Raw genomic sequence first — 21,334 nt, forward strand, 5'->3', positions numbered from 1 at the left:
GGTGCTCGCGTGAAGAGCGCGGCTCGAGCACCGTCGTCACCGCGCGAGCTCCGGGTCGGTCGTCAGCTCGACGTTGGCCCACAGCTCGTACCCGAGCGGTTCCAGGTGCCCGATGAGCGCGCGGCGGACGCGGTCCTCGCCGGCCACGTCCCACTCGCCGGACGGCACGACGAAGTCGACCTCCACGTACAGCCGGCTGCCCAGCTTGGTGGAGCGGACGAACGGCTCGTCGAGCCCGAACTGCGCCCGCACCGACGCCACCGCCGCGTCGAGGGTGTCCTGCACCAGGGGCGGTGGCGCCGCCTCCAGCAGCTCCAGCCCGGCGGCCCGCAGCAGCCGCAGCGGGATCGGCGCCAGCACCAGGCACGCCACGAGCACCAGGACCGGGTCGACGTAGCGCACGACGTCGCCGACCGACGACAGGGCGAGCGCGAGACCCGCACCCAGGGCGAACACCAGGCTCAGCAGCGCGCCGGCCCGCCACTGGGCCACCTCGGCGGCCACCAGCTCCGACGAGGGCGCGCGGTGGGTCAGCCAGCGGGCCAGCGCGTAGGAGCACGTCATCGTGATCAGCCCGTAGGCGACCACGGTGCCGGCCGCGACGTCCGAGCCCCCGGCCGTGATGATCGCGACGGCGTCGACCGCGGCATAGAGCAACGTGCCCAGCAGCGCCACGCCCTGGACCGCGATGGCCAGGGGCGTGACGGCGGCCTTGCCGAACGGGAACCGGGTGGTGGGGCTCTCCGCGGCGGCGCGCGACGCCATGAGGGAGAGCGCCGAGAGCACGATGCCGAGCAGGATGAACGCGCCGTCGAACAGCAGCACGCGCGACTGGGCAGCGATGCCCCAGACGACCGCGAGGGTGCCCAGGACGGCGGCCCCCGCGATCGACTCGTGGATCGCGCGCCGCTCGGTCACGTCGCGATCACCGGACGGCCGTGAACGTCGACGCGATCTCCACCAGCAGCCGCGCGCCGAACCCGGTCGCGCCCTTGGTGCGCCAGGCGTCGTCGGCGTCGGACCGCATGGTCCCCGCGATGTCGAGGTGCGCCCACGGGGTGTCCCCCACCCACTCGGCCAGGAACAGCGCCGCGGTGATGGCCCCCGCGTACTCGCCGCCGAGATTCTTGATGTCCGCCACCTCGGAGTCCAGCTGCTTGCGGTACCGGCGGTCCAGCGGCAGCCGCCACACCTGCTCGTCGGTGTGCTCGGCGGCGGCCTCGACCAGGTCGAGCATGCGGTCGTCGTTGCCGATGACGGCCGCGGTCAGCATGCCGAGCGCGGCCAGGGCAGCCCCGGTCAGCGTGGCGATGTCCACGATTGCGTCCACGCCGTCCTCGTTCGCGAGCGCGATCGCGTCGGCCATGACGAGGCGCCCCTCGGCGTCGGTGTTCACCACCTCGATGGTCCGCCCGCTGCGGCTGGTCAGGACGTCGCCGAGCTTGGTGGCCGAGCCCGACGGCATGTTGTCCGTGCAGGCCAGGTACGCACTGACCGCGACGGGCACGTCGAGGTCCGCGAGCGCGGTCATCGCCGCGAGCACCGCGCCGGCACCGCTCATGTCCATCTTCATCGCCGCGTGCATCGCGTTGGACGGCTTGAGGCTGATGCCGCCGGAGTCGTAGGTGATGCCCTTGCCGACGAAGCCGAGGTGACCTGTCGGTTCGGTCGCGGGCACGTAGCGGATGACGATCATGCGCGGCTCGACCACCGACCCCACGTTCACACCGAGCAGACCGCCGCAGCCCATCTCGATCAGGGCCTCCTGGTCGAAGACCTCGATGTCCAGCCCGTGCTCGCCGGCCAGCCAGACGGCGATGTCGGCCAGGTCCGGTGCGGTGAGGTGGCCGGCGGGGGTGCTGGCCAGGTCGCGGGAGAGGGACGCCGCGCGCGCGAGCACGACGCCTCGGTCGGCTCCGCGGCGGGCGTCGTCGGCAGACTCGTCGGCCACGAGGAGCACGATCTCCCGGACCGGCACCGTCGACGGGTCGGTCTTCAGGGCGTCGTACCGGTAGCGGCCGAGCAGGATCCCCTCGACGACCGCCTGCGCGGCGCTCTCCACCGAGGCGCCGGCTCCGACCAGGTCGGTGGTCAGGACGTCGTCGCGCCCTGCGGCCCGCGCGAACGCCGCCGCCGCGTCGCGCAACGAGGCGTCGGACGGGTCGTCGCTGACGCCGGTCGCGACCACCGCGCCGCCCTCGCGCGGCAGGATCAGGATCTCGCCGACCGACCCGCGGAACCCCCACTCGGTGAGCGCGGAACGGTCCAGCGGGACCCCCGACGGCACCTCGCCGGTGGTGGTCACGGCCAGCCCGAGGGCGCGTCCGGCTCCCGCACCGGGCGGCGCCACACGGACCGAGACGTCCTCGAACAGGGCGCGTGAGGGGATCGGGTCGAACGTCATCGTCGTGCTCCTTACGTGGGCCAGATGACAGGGATGAGCAGGATGGCGACGACGAACCACGCCAGCGTGGTCGCGAGGCCGAGCTTCCAGTAGTCGCTGAACGTGTAGCCGCCCGGACCCATGACCATCATGTTCGCGGGGGTGGCGATCGGGGTGAGGAACGACGCGGCACCGGCCACCGCGACGAGCATGAGGGTCGGTGCGAGCGCCACCCCGGAGGCATCGGCCATGGCGACCGCGATGGGCGCGACGATGAGCACGGTGGCCGTGTTGCTCACCACCTGGCCGAGCACGAGCGTGAGGACGAACAGGGTGGCCAGCACCACGCGCGGGCCGCCGTCGCCGACGATGTCCACCAGCCACCCGGCCACCAGGTCGGCCGCGCCGGACGAGGCGATGGCGACCGACAGCGGGATGAGCCCGCCGACCAGGACGACGACCTGCCACGACACCGCCCGGTAGGCCTGCGGGACGCCGACCACGCCGGTCATCACCATGAGCGTCGCCCCGATCAGCCCGGCGATCGCGGGCGGGACGACCCCGGTGGCCAGCAGCGCGACCGTCACGACGAGCACCGCGACCGCCCGCCACGCCGTCGGCCCGAGCGCCACGGTCTGCCGCCGGACCAGCTCGGGGCTGTCCACGATGAGCACGTCGTCGCCGGTCGCGAACGCCTCGACGGCGGGCCACGGACCGTGCACCAGCAGCGAGTCGCCCTCGGCCAGCACCAGGTGGTCCGCGCCACGGTCCTTGCCCAGCCTGCGCACGCCGAGCACCGTGACACCGGAGCGGACGAGCCCCGCGAACACGACCTGACCGATCACCCGCGAGCGCGGCCGGACCACCAGCTCGGCGACGCCCACCTCGCGGCCGAGCAGCGCCTCGCGCGTGCCCCGGGACAGCGGCGTCGTCGCGACCGCGAGCGCGTGCCGCTCGACCAGGGACGCGATCCCCGCGTTGTCGCCCGTCACCACGACGACGTCGCCGACGCTCAACGTCTCGTCCTCGGCGGCGGGCTCACCGGTGGACCGCTGCACCCCGATGAGCACGACGCCGTCCGGCACCTCGACCTGCTCGCGCCGGCTGCCGATCACGTCGGACCCCGCGTCGACCGCGAGCCGGAAGAAGCCCACGTCCAGGCTGTAGTGCTCGACCAGGGTGTCGACGTGCCGGGAGTAGTCGGCGGGCAGGGCGGTGGGCGAGCGGTCCGGCAGCAGCCGCCGGCCGACGAGCACCGAGACCGCGATCGTCGCGAGCACCAGCGGCAGCCCGATCAGCCCGAACTCGGAGAACCCGAACTGCTCGCCCGTGGCGGTGACCAGGGCGTCGGACACGATGACGTTCACCGTGCTGCCGCTGAGCACCAGGAGCGCCCCGGCGCTGGCCGCGAACGCGAGCGGCATGAGCATCTGCGACGTCGACTGCTTCGAGCGTCGCGACGCCAGCACCACCACCGGCAGCAGGGCGGCCGCGGCGCCGTTGGGGGTGACCAGTGCGGCCATCAGCGCCGACAGGAACATCAGGGCGATCAGCAGCCGGTTCCGGGCCGTCCCCGCGCGGGCGATCAGCTGCTGACCGGCCCACGCGGTGACGCCCGACGACTCCAGCCCCTCACTGAGCACGAACAGGGACGCGATGAACACGACGACCGGATCCCCGAACCCGGCGACGGCCTGGTTGGCGGTGATCAGGCCGGTGGCGTAGAGGGTCAGCGCGGTGAGGATCGCGACGACGCCGACCGAGAGGCGGTTCCAGACGAAGAGTCCGACGCACCCCGCCAGCACCAGCAGGCTGACGGTGGCGTCGGACATATCGCCAAACTAGGGCACGAGCACCCGCTCGCGAACAGGTGCGGACACACCCTTCGCCAGCAGCCACAGCAGGAACGCGATCTCGGAAGCCCCGCCCACCAGGCCCAGCGCCATCGACGCGGCGTCCGCGCCCGGCGCCACGAGCTCCACGGCCAGCCCCGCCACGTACCCGAGTCCGCCGACCACCAGCGCGTACCCGAACGGTCGCGGCACCCAGCCGGACCGCACGACCAGGTACCCCAGCGGGATCAGCCACGCCCCGAAGAAGATCTGCGCCACCAGGTACCCGATTCCGTGCAGGTCCAGGAGCAGCACGGCGAGCTCGTCGGCACCCCGCTCCGCCGCCATCACCGCTCCGGCGTGGTTGACCATGTTCAGGCACTGGATCGCTGTGGCCACCGCGTTCATGGTGAGCATCGTGAGCGCGGCGGTCCGGTGGACGTCCTTGAACAGCGCGTACAGGGCGATGCCGACGAGCAGGAAGGCGGTGAACGCGACGAGGTCCGCGGCGAACGCGACCTTCATGAGTCCGGCGTTCTCGCGCAGGGCCGCGGCGACGTCGTCGGACGCGCGGACCTTCGCCCGGGCGAACAGCTCGGCGAAGCCTCCGCAGAGGGCGACGACGAGGTAGAGCAGACCGGCAAGTCGAGCAGTGCGCATGGCAGTGCCTCTCTGTGGGCAGGACGGATCGCGAGACCGCGTGGCCTCGTGCGGGTGGGACGTGCTCAGCGGGCGATCAGCCCGGGTACTGGAAGACGTCGTCGAGCGGGACGTCGAACGCGCGGGCGATCTGGAAGGCCATCTCGAGCGACGGGGAGTAGCGGCCCTGCTCGATCGCGATGACGGTCTGGCGGGTGACGCCGATGCGCTCCGCCAGCTCGGCCTGGGTCATCTCCCCGTGCGTGAACCGGAGGGTGCGGATGGCGTTGGTGACCTGCGTGGGCTTCACCACGTCGAGAAGTCCTGGCGGTAGGCGGCGAGCTTGGTGAGCGACCCGAGGACGGCTGACAGGACGAAGCAGAGGTAGATCGCGTTGGCGATCCAGAACCAGTCAGCCTCGAGCATCGCGAGGACCATTGCGCCGAGCGCGCCGATCACGACGAAGGACTGACCCGTGCGCTCGCCGACCCGGTTGATCTCCTTGTCGCGCTGGTCGCTCAGGTGGCCGTCGCGCCGGTTGGCCAGCGAGACCGCGATGGTGCCGACGATGGACGCGACGATCGCGCCGCCGATCGACCACAGCAGCGGCCCGGCGTACGCGACCTCGGTCAGCGGGGTGTCCCGTGCGCGGCTGAGGATCACCACGACGTACGCCGCGTAGGCGAGCACGGCGACGACGAGGAACACCCAGACGTTCCGCTCTTCGTACGACATCAGCGCTCCTGGGCGACGGTGAGGACGGTCTTGCCGCGGGCGTGCTCGGCGATCAGCCGGCGCAGCGCCTCGGGGGCGTCGCTCAGAGGGTAGGTGCGCTCGGGGGCCGGCACGATCCGCCCCGCCTCGGCGAGCTCGGTGAGGCGGTCCAGCTTGGCGCGGCTCCGCGTGGCCGACACCGGTCGCAGACGCTGGCTCACGAACGGGTTGAGCAGCACCGCCCGGGCGAGGCGGCCCATCGGGCCGATCACCTGGCCGCCGCCGCCGGAGGACAGGGCGAGCGTGCCGCCCTGGGTCAGCGCCCGTCGGCAGGCGGCGAGGGTCCGGTTGCCGACGAGGTCGATCACCAGGTCGTAGCGCTCGCCCGTGCTGGTGAAGTCGGACCGGTCGTAGTCGATGACGTGGTCCGCACCGAGCCCCTGGACCAGCTCGACGTTCCGGCCGCTGCACACCCCCGTGACCTCCGCGCCGAGCGCCCTGGCCAGCTGCACCGCGAACGTGCCGACCCGCCGGACGCGCCGTTCACCAGCACCTTCTGCCCCGGCCGGACCCCGGCGACGCAGTCCAGGGCGGTGCCTGCGGCCAGCGGCAGCGTCGCCGCGTCCGCGAAGCTCAGGGTGGCGGGCTTGCGACCGACGAACCTCGCCGGGACGGCCACGTACTCGGCCCACGATCCCGCGGTCGCCTCGGCGTAGACGTCGTCGCCTGCCGCCAGGTCGGTGACGTCCGCGCCGACGGCCTCGACGACGCCGGCCACGTCCCTGCCGGGAACCGTGTGGCGGGGCCGCAGCAACCCCATGACGGCCCGGATCAGCGACGGCCGGCCGGTGACCATGGCGACGTCGGCGAAGTTCAGCGACGACGCGTGGACCTTGATGAGGACCTCGTCGGCCTTCGGCACCGGCCGCGCGACCGTCTGGTGGGTGAGGACGGTCTCCGGCGCTCCGTACGCGCTCTGGACGATCGCCTGCATGGTACGGGTCTCGGTCTCGACGCCCATCGGAGCCTCCGTGTAAAGAATTGTTGACACAGCGAAGGTATGGCGAACCAGACACCGTGTCAAGAGTTCTTTACATGGTGGATCATGGCGGCCATGGACGTCGTGATGATCTCCGGGACCGTCGGGGTGGGCAAGACCACCGTCGCGGCCGCCCTGCGCAACGAGCTCCTGGCGCGCGGGCGGGCGGCGGGGGAGCTCGACGTCGACGCCGTCGCCAACGAGACACCCGCGCCGCCCGACGACCCCTTCAACGAGCGTGTGGTCGTCGACCACCTCCGGGCGATGCGCCCGCACTGGCGTGACGCCGGGCTCGAGGTCCTGATCCTGCCCCGGGTCGTCGAGACCGCAGCGCAGCGCGACGCCTACGCGGACGCCCTGGGCGAGGCCGTGCGGGTGGTGCGCCTCGACGCGCCCGCGGATGCCCGGCACGCGCGCCTGGTCGCCCGGCACGACCCCGGCCCGGAGCGCGACTGGCACCTGGCCCGCACCGACGTGCTCGCCGACCTGCTGGTCACGGCCGGCGTCGAGGACGCGGTCGTCAGCAACGTCGGCCGGGCGCCCTCCACGGTGGCGTCGGAGATCGCCGACCTCCTCGGCTTCTAGCCGAGCCCGTTGGCACCCTGCTGCTCCAGCCAGGTCAGGATCGCCTGGTTGGTCTCCTCCGGCTTCTCCTCCTGGATCCAGTGACCGCAGTCCAGGCTGACCACGTCCACGTGGGGCACGAACTCGGCCAGGTTCTCGGACCTCGCGACCGGATCGCGGTCGCCGTAGATCATGAGGGTCGGCTGGCGGATGATCGGGTCCGCGTCTGCGAGCAGGTGCCAGTTGCGGTCGAGGTTCCGGTACCAGTTGAGGCCGCCCGTGAACCCCGACGACTCGAAGGCGGAGACAAGCACGGCCAGCTCGTCGTCGCTCAGGACGGCCTCACCCCGCGGCGTCTCCGCCAGGGCGAGGTTGATCATCGCCATGCCCGGCGCCGGCTCCGCGGGCGGCTCGTTCTTCCGGTACAGGTTGCGCAGGAACTGGGCGGTGTTCGCCTCGAGCACCGCGTCTGCGACACCGGGCTGTCGGTTGAAGTGGACGAGGTAGAGGTCGCCGCCGAACACCGCCTCCAGGAACTCGATCGGGGGCACCGGGCCGCGCTCCATGTACGGCAGGCTCAGGTTGATCACCGTGTTCACGCGGTGCGGGTGCAGCTGGGCCAGCCCCCAGACGACGTTGGCCCCCCAGTCGTGCCCGACGAACGTGGCGTCGTCGTACCCGTAGTGGTCGAGCAGTGCCACGAGGTCGCCCGTCAGGTGGTCGATGTCGTAGTCCGTCACCTCGGTCGGACGGGACGAGTTCCCGTAGCCCCGCTGGTTCGGGACGATGACGTGGTAGCCCGCTGCGACGAGGGCCGGCACCTGGTGGCGCCAGGAGAAGGCGTGCTCCGGCCAGCCGTGACAGAGCACGACGGGTCGTCCGGCGTTGTGCGCGCCTGCTTCGAAGACTTCGAGCTTCACGCCGTTCACGGAGATCAAGGTCGGCTCGGGAAAGCTGGTGGGATCGAACACGGCGACGTTCCTCTCGGTAGGTGACGCCGCCACCGTAGGAAGCATTGCGGACAGGATCGGTCCTCGATCGATGCCAGACTGCGACGATGCGGAAGGACCCCACCGGTCGAGCGCTCCAGCTGCTCTCGCTCCTGCAGACCCATCGCTGGTGGCGTGGTGCCGAGCTCGCCGAACGCCTCGAGATCACCGAGCGTTCCGTGCGCCGTGACGTCGATCGGCTGCGCGAGCTGGGCTACCCGGTCGACGCCACGTCGGGGAAGCACGGCGGCTACCGACTCGCCACGGGGGCGCACCTGCCGCCCCTGGTCCTCGACGACGACGAGGCGGTCGCGGTCGCCGTCGGCCTGCGCTACGCCGCCGAGGCTGCGATCGGCGGCATGGAGGAGGCGTCGCTGCGCGCTCTGACCACGATCGAGCAGCTCCTGCCGCACCGGCTCCGCCGACGGGTGTCGGCGCTGCACTCGAGCGTCTCGTCGATGCGGCGGCCGGCCGAGGACGACGTCGTCGACCCCGAGGCGCTCAGCGTCCTCGCCGCGGCGTGCCGAGACCGTGAGGACGTGCGTTTCGACTACCGACGACGTGATGGCACGGACAGCCGACGGCTCGTCCAGCCGCACCAGCTCGTCACCGCCGGCCGCCGCTGGTATCTCGTGGCCTGGGACCCACGACGTGACGACTGGCGCACGTTCCGGCTGGATCGGCTCCGCGAGCCTCGGCCGGTGGGCAGTCACTTCACGCCCCGCGAGATCCCGGGCGGCGATGCGCCGAGCTTCGTCGCGAGCTCACTCGGCTCGTTGTTCGGTCAGCATCGAGCGACGCTCGTCGTCGACGCCCCGTTCGCCGAGCTCGAGGGTGCGCTCCGCTGGGTGGACCACACACCGATCGAGACGGCGGAGGACTCGTGCGTCGTCCAGATCCGCAGCGAGGATCTCGACTGGCTCGCCCTGATCGTGGCCCGCATCGCGCTCACCGCCCCGGTCACCGTGATCGAACCAGCCGAGCTCGCCGACTCGGTCAGGCGGCTCGCCGCGAACCTCCTCGGAGCACCCGCGCCAGGGTTTCCAGCGCCACCAGCGGGTCCGGGCCGACCGGCATCAGCACCGTCGTCGTGACTCCCGCGTCGTGCAGCCGACCGATCCGCGTCCGGGCGTCGTCGACCGTGCCGACGACCGCGAGCTGGTCGACCCACGCGTCGGGCATCGCTGCCCCGAAGTCCGCGCGGCTCGGCGACGCCTTCCGCAGCGCACGGAACTCGTCGGCGAACGGCAGGGGCGCGATGTGCACGTCCCAGTCGGGCTCGCCGATCCACTCCAGCGCCGGCCGGGCGGTGTCCCGGGCGGCGTCGGCGGAGTCGTCGACCGCCGCGACGCAGTACGCCACGATCCGGTGCTCGCGCGTGGGCGCGATGTGCCGCAGCGCCTCGGCCACGTACTCGGGCGTCACCGGCTCGGCCAGGATCGTGCCGTCGGCGCACCGGCCCGCGAGCGCGAGCGACTTGGGTCCGCGGACGCCCGCGAGAACGCGCGGCACGCTGCTCGGCGGGGTGTTCAGGTCGATCGCGTCGAGGTTCACGTAGCGGCCCTCGGCGTCCACGGACCCGCCGCGGAGCACCGCCCGCACCGCCTCCAGGTGCTCACCCAGCATGGTCAGCGGGCTGGCCGGCCACGCGCCGACCTGCGTCATCCAGCCGCGCATCCCGTGCCCGATGCCCACGTCGACCCGGCCGGGGAACAGCTCGGCCAGCGTCGCGGCCTCCATCGCGGTGAACGCCGCGTTCCGGACCGCCGCGGGCAGGATGCCGATGCCGACCCGGATGCGCTCCGTCATCGCGAGCGCGGCAGCGGCCTGCGCGACGCCGCCGCGGAAGAAGCAGTCCTCGACCACCCAGAGCTCGTCGAACCCCAACGCCTCGGCCCGCAGCGCGTAGGTGCGGAACAGGTGCGCGGGCAGGTCCCGCGGCAGCATGACGCCGACGGCGCGCTCGGTCATCTGATCTCCTCCGTGCTCATGCACCCGACGCTCTCACAGCCGCGGGTCCACCGGTTCGGACTCCAGGGCCAGCACCGCGAACACCGGCTCGTGCACCCGCCACAGGGGCTCGCCGGCGACCAGCCGGTCCAGCGACTCCAGCCCGAGCGCGTACTCCCGCAGCGCCAGCGCGCGCTTGCGCCCGAGCGAGCGGACCTTCAGCCGGTCCAGGTGCTGCGTGTACTCCGGGCCGTAGATGATCCGCAGGTACTCGCGCCCCCGGACCTTCAGGCCCGGCTGCACCAGCCCGCGCCGTCCGTGCACCAGGTTGGCGAACGGCTTGACCACCATCCCCTCGCCACCGGCCGCGGTGAGCTCCTCCCACCAGTCGATGCCGGGCTGGGACTGGTGCACGTCGACCTCCAGCCGGGCGGTCCGACGAAGCAGCACCGGGTCGGCGTCGACCAGCCGGTCGATGACGGACAGGTGCCAGCCGTGGTCGCGGTCGTGGAACGTGGCGCCCTCGGCCGCCAGCACCTGGAACGGCGCCAGCTGGACGCCCTCGAGTCCCTCGGTCGGCCAGACGTAGCGGCGGTAGGCGTCGACGAAGAGGTCGGCGTCCTCCACCCGCCGCCGGGTCCGCGCGAGCAGGTCGCCGATCTCCAGGCCGCGGCCGGCGGCGGCCTCGAGCGAGGACACCGCCGACGGCAGCATCGCCCGCGCGGCCGCGCCGGTCGCCGCGTACTGCTCGCGCAGCAGCGGCCCGGCCTTGAGCGACCAGGGCAGCAGCTCGGCGTCCAGGAGCAGCCAGTCGGTGCCGAGCTCCTCCCAGAGCCCGGCGCGTGTGACCGCGGCGCGGACCCCCGCCAGGAACACCTCCGTCAGCGGCCGGTCGAAGAACGCCCGCCCGGTCCTCGTCCACACCGCCCCGGTCTCGCCGTCCGGAGCACCGGACCAGCGGAACCCGTCCCGGCACACCAGCACGGTCGCCCGCGAGCCCATGTGCTTCTCCTCGCAGATCACCCGCGTGACGCCCGAGGCGGCGAAGGCCGAGAACGCCTCCGCGGGGTGCTCCAGCACGCCGGGCAGCGGGGAGGTCGCCACCGGCGCCATCGTCGGCGGCAGGTACGGAACCCACCGCGGGTGCAGCGCGAACCGGCTCATCACCTCGAGCGCGGCGACCGCGTCCTCCTCGTCGATCGTGACGCGCCCGTGGTGCCGGGTCTCCACCGACCGCCGCCCGAGCACGTCCTCGATGTCGAGCACGTCGTCCGGGCGGGTCTGCTCAGGCACCAGGAACGGCCGCGCCGGCTCGTACCAGACCTGCTCGGCCGGCACCTGGACGAGCTCCTTGGTCGGGTATCGCAGCGCGGTCAGGTGCCCCCCGAACACGACGCCGGTGTCCAGGCACATCGTGTTGTTGACCCACTGCGGGACCGGGGTCGGCGTGTGCCCGTAGAGCACCATGGCGCGGCCCCGGTACTCGTCGGCCCACGGGTAGCGCACCGGCAGCCCGAACTCGTCGGTCTCCCCCGTGGTGTCCCCGTACAGGGCGAAGCTGCGCACGCGTCCCGACGCCCGCCCGTGGTACGCCTCCTTGAGCCCGGCATGGGCGACGACGAGCCGCCCGTCGTCGAGCACCAGGTGCGAGACCAGCCCGTCCGCCCACGCGCGGACCTGGCTGGAGAACTCCTCGCCCTCGGCCGCGAGCTGCGCCAGCGACGTCTCCAGCCCGTGGCTGACCTGCACGTTCCGGCCGCCCAGCGCGCGCACCAGCTTGTGCTCGTGGTTGCCCGGCACGGCGAGCGCGTGGCCCGCGGCGGTCATCCCCATGGCCAGCCGGAGCACGCCGGGGGTGTCCGGGCCGCGGTCGACCAGGTCACCGAGGAAGACGACCTTCCGACCCTCCGGGTGCACGGCGTCGACCGGCCGCCCGGCGTCGTCGCGCACCAGCGCGTACCCGAGCCGCTCCAGCAGCGTCTCCAGCTCGGACCGGCAGCCGTGCACGTCGCCGATGACGTCGAAGGGGCCGTGCTCGTCGCGCCGGTCGGTGTGCAGGCGGGTGCGCGTGATCGTCGCGGACTCGACCTCCTCGACCGTGCGCAGCACGTGCACCTGCCGGAACCCCTCACGGGCCAGGCCGCCGACCGCGCGGCGCACCAGGTCGTGCTGGCGCTTCACCACGCGCTCCGGCAGCGCTCTGCCGCCCCGGCCGCGGTTGCGCTCCAGGCACTCGTCCACCGGCAGGTCCAGCACGATCGCGACCGGCAGCACGTCGTGCGCGCGGGCCAGCTCGACCACGTGCTTGCGGGCGTCGCGCTGCGCGTTCGTGGCGTCGACGACCGTCAGCCGGCCGCGGTCCAGACGCTTGCCGACGACGAACCCCAGCACCTCGAACGCGTCCTTGGTGGCGTCCTGGTCGGTCTCGTCGTCGGACACCATGGCTCGGCAGGCGTCGCTGGACACCACCTCGTACTGCCCGAACCGCTCGCGTGCGAAGGTCGACTTCCCGGACCCGGACGCGCCGACCAGCACCACCAGCGACAGCTCCGGGATCTCCAGCGCGGTCATGCCGCCGCTCCGAGCGTGAAGACCAGCAGCTGTGTCGGCGGCCCCACCTCGGGGTCGACGTCGCCGACCGCACCCGCGCGGAACGTGTACCCGTACGCCGCGCACACCCCTGCCGCCCACGCCTCGCCCTGCGCGCGCGTCCACTCGAACCGGTGGTCCGTGTGGCGCATCGTCCCCGAGTGCAAAGTCGGGTAGCGCACGTTGAACTCCTCGTTCGGGGTGGTGACGATGACGGTCCGCGGGCGGGCGTCCCCGAACACGGTGCGCTCCAGCGACGGCAGCCGGTCCGCGTCCACGTGCTCGACGACCTCCATGAGCACCACCGCGTCGGCGCCGGCCAGCCGCGCGTCCCGGTACGTCACCGACGACTGGAGCAGCGTGAGGCGCGCGCGGACGGTGTCGGGCATCCGGTCGAGGCCCAGCCGCTCGGCCGCGCGGCGCAGCGCCCGGTGCGACACGTCGGCGCCGACCACGCGCGTGAACGACGGGTCCGCCAGCAGCTCGCGCAGCAGCGCGCCCTCGCCGCACCCCAGGTCGACGACGGACGCCGCACGGGCCGAGCGCAGCTCGGCGAGGACGACCTCACGCCGGACCTCGGACAGCGGGCGCGCTTCCGGCACCTCCGGCACAGCCGGCTCATCGGGCAGGGCGGGCACCCCCAGCCGCTCCACCGCGTCCGCCACGTACTCCCGCCGGTGTGCCAGCGACCGGCGCAGGATCCAGTCGCGCTCCGGGTGGTCGCCCAGCCACTCGCCCGCGCTGCGCACCAGCTTGTCGACCTCGTCGGGTCCCACCCAGTAGTGCTTGCCGCCGTCCAGCGCGGGGAGCAGCACGTACAGGTGCCGCAGCGCGTCCGCCACGGTGAACGTCCCGGTCAGGCGCACGTCGGCATACGGCGAGTCGCCCCACGCGGGCACGGCGGGATCGAGCGGACCGACGCCGGCCGAGACCTGCCACCCGAGCGGCTCGAACAGCCTCGCGACGAGGGCGAGGTCGCCGTCGTCCGGGACCGCCGGCACGTGGATCTCCAGCGGCAGCGGGACGCCGACGAGGTCCGGCCGCGCCGCGCAGGTGCCGGCCATCGCCGACCGGAACACGCGTCCCAGCGCGACCGCCAGCAGCGAGCTCGCCGCGTAGGGCCGGTCGTTGACGTAGGCGCCGAGCGCGAACCCGTCGCCGAACCGGTTGCCGCGCGCCAGCTCCACCGGGTCGACCTCGAGCAGCAGCGCCACCGTGCAGCGCTCGTCGGACGCCTCGGGGTAGAACACGTGCGCCGTGCCCACGGACAGGTCGAACGCCTGCACGCGGTCGGGGTGCTTGTGCAGGAGGAAGCCCAGGTCGCTCGCGGGGTCGGCCGTCGACGTCAGGGTGAGGAACACCGGGCCATTGTGACGGCGCCGGGGTCCCCTGACCTGCGGATTACTCGACCGTCACCCCTGCGCCGCCCGCAGGAACTGCTCCAGCAGCGGTCCGGCCGTGGTCGACCCGTACTCACCCACGTCGACGAACACCGCGACCGCGAGGTCCCCCTGGATGGCGATCATCCACACGTGGTTCTCCAGGTTGCCGGCCTCGCCGAACTGCGCGGTGCCGGTCTTGGCCGCCACCTCGTCGCCGGGGACGTCCTGGAGGAACGCCGCACCGCCGTCGGTCACCACGCCGCGCATCAGCTGCTTCAGCGTGGCGGCCTCGTCGGCGGTGAGCGGGACAGCCGGGCGGGCGGTCTCGGTCGACCCGTCGGTCGCGGTCTCGTCGTCCGCCTCCGGCGCCGCGGCACCCTCGACCGGGACGACGATCTGGGGCACCACGGTCGACCCCTTCGCCACCGAGGCGGCGACCGTCGCCATGCCGAGCGGCGAGGCGAGCACCCGGCCCTGCCCGATCATCGAGGCGGCGTGGTCCGTGCCGTCCGAGTCGGCGGGGACGTCCCCGAGGAACGCCGCGAAGCCGAGGGACGCGTTCGGGTCCAGCCCGAGCGATCCGGCGGCGTCGATGAGCGCGTCCTGGGTCGCCTGCTCGCGCGCCGAGATGAACGCCGTGTTGCAGGAGTTGGCGAAGGCGGTGCGCAGCGGGATGGTGCCGAGCTTGTCCGTGGGGTACTCGGGGAAGTTGGAGAACGTGCGTCCGTCGACGGTCACCGTGGCCGGGCAGCTGGTGTCGCTGTCCGCCGTGAGCCCCGACCGCAGCAGGGCGAGGGCGCTGACCACCTTGAACGTGGAGCCGGGGGCGAACTGCCCGAGCGTGGCGGTCGACATGCCCTCGCCGCCCACCCCGCTGGCCGCGGCGAGCACCTCGCCGGTCGACGGGCGGATGGCGACGATCGCGTTGGCCGGCCCCACCGTGGCGACGATGGACTCCGCCGCCTCCTGCAACCGCACGTCGAGGGTCGTGGTGAGCGGGGTGCCGGGGGTGGGCGCGACGTCGTACAGCTGGCGCGGGGCGGCGCCGTCGGCCTGCGCGGCGGTGATGGTCAGTCCGGGGAGGCCGCGCAGCTGGGCGTCGTACTGGCGCTGGAGCCCGGAGAGCCCCGCGAGGTCCCCGGGGGACACGGCGCCGTCCGACTTCTCGATGATCTCGGCGGTCGCCGGTCCGACGGTGCCGAGGATCGGCCGGGCGAACTGGCGCGTGGGGGCGAGGGGCAACGTGTCCGGCACCTCGATCACGCCGGGCAGCCCGACCAGCGCGGTGAGGTCGTAGCCGGGGTCGCCGTCGCGGATGGTGATCGCCTCGACGAACGCCTTCTCCCCCGCACCGAGGACCTTGGCGGCGTACGAGTCGCTGTCGATGCCCAGCTGTCGACCCAGCTCGCGCGCCGCCGCCTCCTGCTCGGGGGCCGCGATCTTCGTCTTGTCGATCCCGACGCGGTGGACGCGCCTGGGCTCGACGATGACCGCCCCGCCGGCGCCCAGCACGTTGGCGCGGTCGGCACGCGTCCGCTCGACGCTGAGCACCTCGCCCGCCGCGAGGTCCGGCGCGAGCAGGGCGGGCGACCACGTGACGTGCCAGACGTCCTCGTCGTCCCGCGTCAGCCTGGCGTGCGTCTCGTACGTCCAGTCGGCGTCGCTCTCGTCGACGTCCCACGTGTACCCGAGCGTCGTCGTGGCGACGTCCTCGTCCTTCTCGTCCACCGCCGTCGACACGACCGTCACGGTGGGCTGCCACGGGGCGAGGCCCTCGTAGGCGCTGGTGCGGGCCGCGGTCGCCGCGGTGACGTCGGCAGCACCGCCGGCGAAGGGGGCCTTGGTGAAGTCGCCGGACGTCAGCGCGGCAGCGAGCGCCTCGGTCGCGCTCGTCGGGTCGGGCGGCTCGGGCGAGCAGCCGGTCAGGCCCACCGCCGCGAGCACCAGGGCGATCCCTCCGCCCACGAGCCGCCGGCCGGCCACTGCGCGTTCACCTGCGAACGACATGCTGTCCCCTCGTCGCGCGGCATCGCGCCGCTTGCTGCTGCTGCACGCCAGGCTCACCCGCCCGCACGGCGCCCCGAGAGCGTGTCACCACCGGGTGACCCCGCGGGCGGGAACGGTGCAGCCTTCACGACTCCTCCCCAGACGGGGTCACGCGAACACCCCCGCCGGGTCGTAGGTCTTCCGCACCTGCGTCAGCCGGTCGGCCGTCGCCGGGGCCCAGACGGCCGTCCCGGTGCCGCAGAAGTTCGGGTTGACCTCGGTGGACGCCCACGGGGCCAACGCGTCTGCGAGCGCGTCGGCCGCGGCCGGCAGCTCGGCGAACAGGCTCGGGTTGCCGCTCGCGACCGACACGACGAACGCCGACCCGCGGCCGGACACGGCCGACCCGCCGGGTACGTCGACCCCGGTGGCGCCGGCGACGTGCCGCAGCTCGGCGGCCATGAACGGGGTCGACGCGTCGGCGCCCACCCGCCCGAGCCACGCGGTGGCGAACGCGTCGTCGGTGCGGTCGAGCAGCATCCCGCGCACCCAGCCCGGACCCGGCTGTCCCGGGTCGTTGTGGATCTCCGCCGCACGCGCCGCGGGCAGCACGTCGACCGTGTCCAGGAACGCCGGCGCGAGAGCACGTAAGGGAGCGGCGGCAGCCTTACCAGCGGCCTCGTCACCCGGGCGGGCCACGCGCAGCAGCAGGACGGTGCGGCCGCGCAGGAACGGGGGGATCACCTCCAGCGGCGGGAAGCGCACGATGGCCGCGCTGGTGGTCGTCGCGGGGTCCGCGGTCGAGGTCCACGCCAGCCAGCCGCGCAGGGCGGTGTCGATGTGCTCCGCGCCGAAGAACAGCGTGCCGGCGTAGAGCTCGGGCATCTCGACCAGCCGCAGGCGCACCTGCGTCACCACGCCGAGGCCGACCTTGCCGCCCCGGAGCGCCCAGAACAGGTCCGGGTGCTCGTCGGCCGATGCCTCGACCACCTCACCCGTCCCCGTGACGACCGTGAGGGACTCGAGCAGGTCGGAGCTGTACCCGTGGCTGCGGGCGAACGGACCGAGCCCACCGCCGAGCAGGTAGCCGACCACCCCGACGTTGGCCGACGAGCCCGCGATCGGCGTCAGGCCGTGGGCGTCGGCGACGGGGACGACGTCGGACCAGCGCGCACCGGCGCCGATCGTCGCGACCCGGGCGTCCGGATCGACGTCGACTCCCCCGAGCCGGCGCGTGGTGAGCAGCACGCCCGAGGTCACGGGCGTGGTGGCGCCGTGGCCCGTGGCCAGCACGTGGACGGGGACACCCTGCTCGGCGGCCCACCGCACGGTCTCCGCGACGTCCTGGGTGCTCGCGGCTCCGACGGCGACGTCGGGCGCGTGGACGATCGCGCGGTTGTGCGGGGCGATCTCGTCGGCAAAGTCTTCGTGGTCCGGGGTGAGCACGGGACCGGTGACGCGGAGAGCGAGTGGGTGAGACATACCTGACTCCTTGCAGGTGGTTGGTCTGTCGGAAGGGAACGCTGCCACCCTTGCACCCCCCTCCGACACTCCTTTGCGGGACGATCGCCGGGTGACCGACTCGTTCACCTATGTCACCCACGAGCCCACCGGGGCCCTCGGGCGCTACGTGGCGAGCATCTGGTACGCCCGCGGACGGCTGCGTGCCCCGGCGGAGCGGGTGGCGCCCACGGGGTCGGCCGTCCTGGGCCTCGTGCTCGGTCCGCCGATCGCGCAGGTGGCGCGCAACGGGACCGGTGACGTGCACCTGGCGCGGACCGGGTTCCTGCTCGGCCCCGACGACCAGCCGATGCTCAACCGGCCCCTCGGCGAGACGTGGTGCGTGGGTGTGGTCGCGACGCCGATCGGGTGCGCGACCGCGTTCGGTGTGGACCCGCGAGCGCTGCGGGGTCGGCTGGTCGGCGCGGAGCCGTGGGCGCCGCTGCGTCGGCAGCTGCTCGGGCTCGAGGACCCGGACGCGATGATCGCCGCGGTCGAGGCAGCGCTGACGGAGTCGGTGGTCGAGCGGGAGCGCGCGCTCCCCCACTGCACCGACGCGGTCGAGGCAGCGGTGCACGCCCTCGTCGCGGACCCGGGTCGCCCGGTCGCGGACGTCGCTCGCGCGCTGCACCTGTCGCACGCCCACCTGGACCGCGGGTTCCGGCGCGTGGTCGGGCTGAGCCCCGGCACGTTCGCGCGGCTGGCCCGGATGCGCGACCTGCTGGCGTCGCTGGACACCGGGCGTCCGGTCGGCTGGGGACAGGTGGCCGCCGACCGCGGCTGGTACGACCAGGCGCACCTCATCCGGCACTTCCGCCGGCACACGGGGACGACGCCGGCCGCGTACCTCGCGGCGTACCGGGCGGTCTACGGCGACGCGCACACCGAGCCCGGGTTCGCCCCGGTGGTCAATCCCGTCCAAGACCGCGGCGGCCCGGACGCCTAGCGTCGCGACATGACCACCGCGATCGACACCACCACGAGCATCGCCGCCCCGCCCGACGCGGTCTGGGCGGCGCTCACCGACTGGTCGCTGGCGCCGCAGTGGATGCCCGGGGTCTCCGCCATGGCCGGGCCGGTGGCGCGAGGGGAGACGGTGACGTTCACCGTGCGCGGCAAGGAGCGGACCGCCGTCATCGACGATCTGGACGCGCCCCGCCGCCTCGCCCTGCTGTCGCGTTCCGGGCCGGTGACGGCCGTGTACACCTACACGCTCGCCCCCACGTCGGTCGGCACCGACCTCCGCCTGGTCGCCGACATCGTCGTGCGCGGGCCCCTGACACTCCTCGCGGGGGTCATCCGCCGCTCGATCGCCAAGGAGGACGGCGTCCAGCCCGAGCGCCTGCGTGCGGTGGTCGAGGCCGTCAGCCGACGAGGAGGCTGACCGCCCGGTGCAGATCCGCCCGCGTCTGCTCGACGTCCGGTCCGGGGGCGAGCGTCACGCCGTGCACCAGCCCGAGCACCTGGGCGAGCAGCCGGTCCGCCGCCCAGTCGTCGTCGCCCCGCGACGCGCGCAGCGCCGCCACCTTGCGCGCGTGCGACTCCACCGACTGCGGCAGCCGCGCCAGCACCGCCGGCCGCTCGAGGTTGTGCCACAGGAGCAGCCGCACCAGCGACGGGTGCGCCAGGTTGAAATCGAGGATGCGGACGGCGTAGCCGGGCAGGTCGGCGGCGTCGAACGGCACGGCGTCCAGCAGCTGCTCGATCCGGTCCTCGATCACGGCGTCGAACAGCTGGTCCTTGCTGGTGAAGTAGGCGTAGATCCGCTGCTTGTTGGCGCCGGCACGCTCGGCGATCCGGTCCACGCGCGCGCCGGCCAGCCCGCGCTCGGCGAACTCGTCGGCGGCCGCGTCGAGGATCCGGCGCGGGGTGTCGGCGGCCATCATGCGGGCAGGGCGGTCCCGGTCAGGTCCTGCGCCACAGCCCAGAGCCGCGCCGCGGTGTCGTCGTCGCGCATGCGGCGGTTCAGGCGGGCCGGGCCGGTGGGGCCGACCATGCCGAACCGGCCCGACGGGCCGTAGTAGCCGTCCTCGACCGCGCGGGGGTCGGCCGCCGCGAACAGCATCGGCTCGGCGCCCTGCTCCGGCTGCTGCGACGGGACGAACGGCAGGTTGCCGATGGGCGAGCGGTGCACCGAGTCGCGGCCGAGCGAGGCGCCGGCGGTCTGGAGGTTGGTCTGCGTGAACCCCGGGTGGGCGGCGTTGCTGCGCAGGGTCCAGCCACGCTGCATCGACACGCGTGCGAGCTGCCGGGACAGCAGCAGGTCGGCCAGCTTGGACTGGGCGTACGACCGCGTGGGGCTGTAGCGCCGACGGGTCCACTGGAGGTCGTCGAACCGGATCCGGCCCACGTTGGCCATGCCGCTGCTCATCGTGGTCACGCGGCCCTCGGGGGCGGCGAGCAGGAGCGGCAGCAGGAGGTTGGTGAGCGCGAACGGGCCGAGGTAGTTGGTGCCCAGCTGGAGCTCGAAGCCGTCCTCGGTCTCGAAGCGGGTGGGCGGGGCCATGACGCCCGCGTTGTTGATCAGGGTGTCGAGGTGCGGCAGGTCGCGCCCGAGCTGCTCGGCGAACGTCCGCACCGAGGCGAGGGAGGCGAGGTCCAGCAGGCGCACCTCCGCGGAGGCGTCCGGGTGGGCCGCGATGATCTCCGCGAGGGCCTTCTCGCCCTTCTCGGCGTTGCGGACGGCGAGCACCACGTGTGCGCCGGCGGCGGCCAGGCGCTCGGCGGCCTCCCGCCCGGTGCCGCTGTTGGCCCCGGTGACGACGACGGTGCGGCCGGACTGGTCGGGGACGACGTACACGGTGGACTCCTCGATGACGACAACCAACTGGTTAGTTGGTGACCTTAACATGCGCCGCCGGTGCGCGCGGGGTCGAATGGAGGCATGACCACTGTCCCTCTGCTCACCCTGAACACCGGCGTCCAGATCCCCCAGCTGGGCTTCGGCGTCTTCCAGATCGACCCCGCCGAGACCAAGGACGCAGTCCTGCAGGCCTTCGAGGTGGGCTACCGCCACATCGACACCGCGCAGATGTACGGCAACGAGAAGGGCGTCGGCGACGCCGTCGCCGCGTCCGGCCTGGACCGCAAGGACGTCTTCCTCACCAGCAAGCTGAACAACGACATGCACGATCCCGGGGACGCGGCGATCGCGTTCGACCTCACGCTCGAGGCGCTCGGCACGGACTACGTGGACCTGTTCCTCATCCACTGGCCCCTGGCGACGGTGAGCGACTTCGTCGAGACCTGGAAGGCGATGGAGGACTTCTACCGGTCCGGCCGCGCCAAGTCGATCGGCGTCTCCAACTTCCAGCCGCACCACCTGAACCGCCTGCGGGCGGAGGCCACCATCACCCCCGCCGTGAACCAGATCGAGGTGCACCCGTACCTCACGCAGGAGGCGGTGCGCGCCTACGGGACCGAGCACGGCATCGCCACCGAGGCGTGGAGCCCGATCGCCCAGGGCAAGGTGCTGGACGACCCGACGATCGTGCGGATCGCCGAGGCCCTGGGCAAGACCCCCGCGCAGGTCACGCTGCGGTGGCACCTCCAGCGCGGCGACATCGTGTTCCCCAAGTCGGTCACCCGCAGCCGCATCGAGGAGAACTTCGCGATCTTCGACTTCGAGCTGTCCGACCTGGACGTCGCGGACATCACCGCGCTGAACCGCGACGAGCGCACCGGCCCGGACCCGGACACGTTCGACTACGTTCCTTCGTAGCTGTCGATCCGGCTGCTCACCGTTCGTACAGACGGTGAGCAGCCGG

Annotated in this window: 21 protein-coding genes; 5 read left to right on the forward strand and 16 right to left on the reverse strand. The window is 73.2% G+C overall.

Annotation, left to right across the window (positions count from 1 at the left end; all coding sequences use genetic code 11):
- Positions 1-36: 36 nt before the first annotated feature.
- The 8 genes from ACO06A_RS07975 to ACO06A_RS08010 all read right to left on the reverse strand — a co-directional run bounded on the left by ACO06A_RS07975 (position 37) and on the right by ACO06A_RS08010 (position 6,589).
- Positions 37-918, reverse strand: coding sequence for a cation transporter (locus ACO06A_RS07975; protein ID WP_421735478.1), 882 nt, complete (start codon positions 916-918; stop codon positions 37-39).
- Between the two features lie 7 nt (positions 919-925).
- Positions 926-2,404: a leucyl aminopeptidase gene (locus tag ACO06A_RS07980; protein WP_421735479.1), complete on the reverse strand. Its 1,479-nt coding sequence runs from the start codon at positions 2,402-2,404 to the stop codon at positions 926-928.
- 11 nt (positions 2,405-2,415) lie between these two features.
- Positions 2,416-4,215, reverse strand: a complete 1,800-nt coding sequence (locus ACO06A_RS07985) for an SLC13 family permease (RefSeq protein ID WP_421735480.1) — start codon at positions 4,213-4,215, stop codon at positions 2,416-2,418.
- Positions 4,216-4,224: 9 nt separating this feature from the next.
- Positions 4,225-4,875 carry a DUF4386 domain-containing protein gene (locus ACO06A_RS07990; RefSeq protein WP_421735481.1) on the reverse strand — a complete coding sequence of 217 codons (651 nt, stop codon included), beginning with the start codon at positions 4,873-4,875 and terminating at the stop codon, positions 4,225-4,227.
- 76 nt (positions 4,876-4,951) lie between these two features.
- On the reverse strand, positions 4,952-5,167 hold the full coding sequence (locus tag ACO06A_RS07995) for a helix-turn-helix transcriptional regulator (protein ID WP_056086683.1): 216 nt from the start codon (positions 5,165-5,167) through the stop codon (positions 4,952-4,954).
- Positions 5,161-5,589 carry a hypothetical protein gene (locus tag ACO06A_RS08000; protein ID WP_057209161.1) on the reverse strand — a complete coding sequence of 143 codons (429 nt, stop codon included), beginning with the start codon at positions 5,587-5,589 and terminating at the stop codon, positions 5,161-5,163. The genes ACO06A_RS07995 and ACO06A_RS08000 overlap by 7 nt, the downstream gene beginning before the upstream one ends.
- Positions 5,589-6,041, reverse strand: a complete 453-nt coding sequence (locus tag ACO06A_RS08005) for a zinc-binding dehydrogenase (protein ID WP_421735482.1) — start codon at positions 6,039-6,041, stop codon at positions 5,589-5,591. Before ACO06A_RS08005 ends, ACO06A_RS08000 begins: the two co-directional genes overlap by 1 nt.
- Positions 5,933-6,589, reverse strand: a complete 657-nt coding sequence (locus ACO06A_RS08010; RefSeq protein ID WP_421735483.1) for a quinone oxidoreductase family protein — start codon at positions 6,587-6,589, stop codon at positions 5,933-5,935. The genes ACO06A_RS08005 and ACO06A_RS08010 overlap by 109 nt, the downstream gene beginning before the upstream one ends.
- 39 nt (positions 6,590-6,628) lie before the next feature.
- On the opposite strand from ACO06A_RS08010, the gene ACO06A_RS08015 reads away from it, so the two are divergent.
- Positions 6,629-7,192 carry an adenylyl-sulfate kinase gene (locus ACO06A_RS08015; protein WP_421735484.1) on the forward strand — a complete coding sequence of 188 codons (564 nt, stop codon included), beginning with the start codon at positions 6,629-6,631 and terminating at the stop codon, positions 7,190-7,192.
- Here ACO06A_RS08015 and ACO06A_RS08020 read toward each other — a convergent pair.
- A complete protein-coding gene (locus ACO06A_RS08020; RefSeq protein WP_421735485.1) occupies positions 7,189-8,142 on the reverse strand; it encodes an alpha/beta fold hydrolase in 954 nt (317 codons plus the stop codon). The genes ACO06A_RS08015 and ACO06A_RS08020 overlap by 4 nt on opposite strands.
- Before the next feature lie 86 nt (positions 8,143-8,228).
- On the opposite strand from ACO06A_RS08020, the gene ACO06A_RS08025 reads away from it, so the two are divergent.
- Positions 8,229-9,254 (forward strand): helix-turn-helix transcriptional regulator, encoded by a 1,026-nt coding sequence (locus ACO06A_RS08025; protein ID WP_421735486.1) that lies wholly within the window; start codon positions 8,229-8,231, stop codon positions 9,252-9,254.
- On the opposite strand, the gene ACO06A_RS08030 is transcribed toward ACO06A_RS08025, so the two are convergent.
- The 5 genes from ACO06A_RS08030 to ACO06A_RS08050 all read right to left on the reverse strand — a co-directional run bounded on the left by ACO06A_RS08030 (position 9,157) and on the right by ACO06A_RS08050 (position 17,549).
- Complete coding sequence (locus ACO06A_RS08030) at positions 9,157-10,131, reverse strand: LLM class flavin-dependent oxidoreductase (protein ID WP_421735487.1); 975 nt, start codon at positions 10,129-10,131, stop codon at positions 9,157-9,159. The genes ACO06A_RS08025 and ACO06A_RS08030 overlap by 98 nt on opposite strands.
- A gap of 33 nt (positions 10,132-10,164) precedes the next feature.
- Entirely contained in the window at positions 10,165-12,681 is a 2,517-nt protein-coding gene (locus ACO06A_RS08035; protein ID WP_421735488.1) for a polynucleotide kinase-phosphatase, read from the reverse strand.
- On the reverse strand, positions 12,678-14,060 hold the full coding sequence (locus ACO06A_RS08040) for a 3' terminal RNA ribose 2'-O-methyltransferase Hen1 (RefSeq protein WP_421735489.1): 1,383 nt from the start codon (positions 14,058-14,060) through the stop codon (positions 12,678-12,680). The genes ACO06A_RS08035 and ACO06A_RS08040 overlap by 4 nt, the downstream gene beginning before the upstream one ends.
- 51 nt (positions 14,061-14,111) lie before the next feature.
- A complete protein-coding gene (locus tag ACO06A_RS08045) occupies positions 14,112-16,088 on the reverse strand; it encodes a penicillin-binding transpeptidase domain-containing protein (protein ID WP_421735490.1) in 1,977 nt (658 codons plus the stop codon).
- A 147-nt stretch (positions 16,089-16,235) separates the two neighbouring features.
- The gene (locus ACO06A_RS08050) at positions 16,236-17,549 is read right to left on the reverse strand and encodes an FAD-binding oxidoreductase (RefSeq protein ID WP_421735491.1); all 1,314 of its coding nucleotides are present in this window, start codon (positions 17,547-17,549) and stop codon (positions 16,236-16,238) included.
- A 91-nt stretch (positions 17,550-17,640) separates the two neighbouring features.
- Between ACO06A_RS08050 and ACO06A_RS08055 the strand changes: the two genes are divergently transcribed.
- Positions 17,641-18,513, forward strand: a complete 873-nt coding sequence (locus tag ACO06A_RS08055; RefSeq protein ID WP_421735492.1) for a helix-turn-helix domain-containing protein — start codon at positions 17,641-17,643, stop codon at positions 18,511-18,513.
- A gap of 9 nt (positions 18,514-18,522) precedes the next feature.
- Positions 18,523-18,951, forward strand: a complete 429-nt coding sequence (locus ACO06A_RS08060; protein WP_421735493.1) for an SRPBCC family protein — start codon at positions 18,523-18,525, stop codon at positions 18,949-18,951.
- Here ACO06A_RS08060 and ACO06A_RS08065 read toward each other — a convergent pair.
- The gene (locus ACO06A_RS08065) at positions 18,932-19,453 is read right to left on the reverse strand and encodes a TetR/AcrR family transcriptional regulator (RefSeq protein ID WP_421735494.1); all 522 of its coding nucleotides are present in this window, start codon (positions 19,451-19,453) and stop codon (positions 18,932-18,934) included. The two genes, ACO06A_RS08060 and ACO06A_RS08065, sit on opposite strands and share 20 nt — an antisense overlap.
- A complete protein-coding gene (locus ACO06A_RS08070) occupies positions 19,450-20,367 on the reverse strand; it encodes an SDR family oxidoreductase (RefSeq protein WP_421735495.1) in 918 nt (305 codons plus the stop codon). The genes ACO06A_RS08065 and ACO06A_RS08070 overlap by 4 nt, the downstream gene beginning before the upstream one ends.
- An 84-nt stretch (positions 20,368-20,451) precedes the next feature.
- On the opposite strand from ACO06A_RS08070, the gene ACO06A_RS08075 reads away from it, so the two are divergent.
- Positions 20,452-21,288, forward strand: coding sequence for an aldo/keto reductase (locus ACO06A_RS08075; protein ID WP_421735496.1), 837 nt, complete (start codon positions 20,452-20,454; stop codon positions 21,286-21,288).
- Positions 21,289-21,334: the final 46 nt, after the last annotated feature.

Source organism: Cellulomonas sp. (assembly GCF_965229465.1).
Lineage (GTDB): Bacteria > Actinomycetota > Actinomycetes > Actinomycetales > Cellulomonadaceae > Cellulomonas.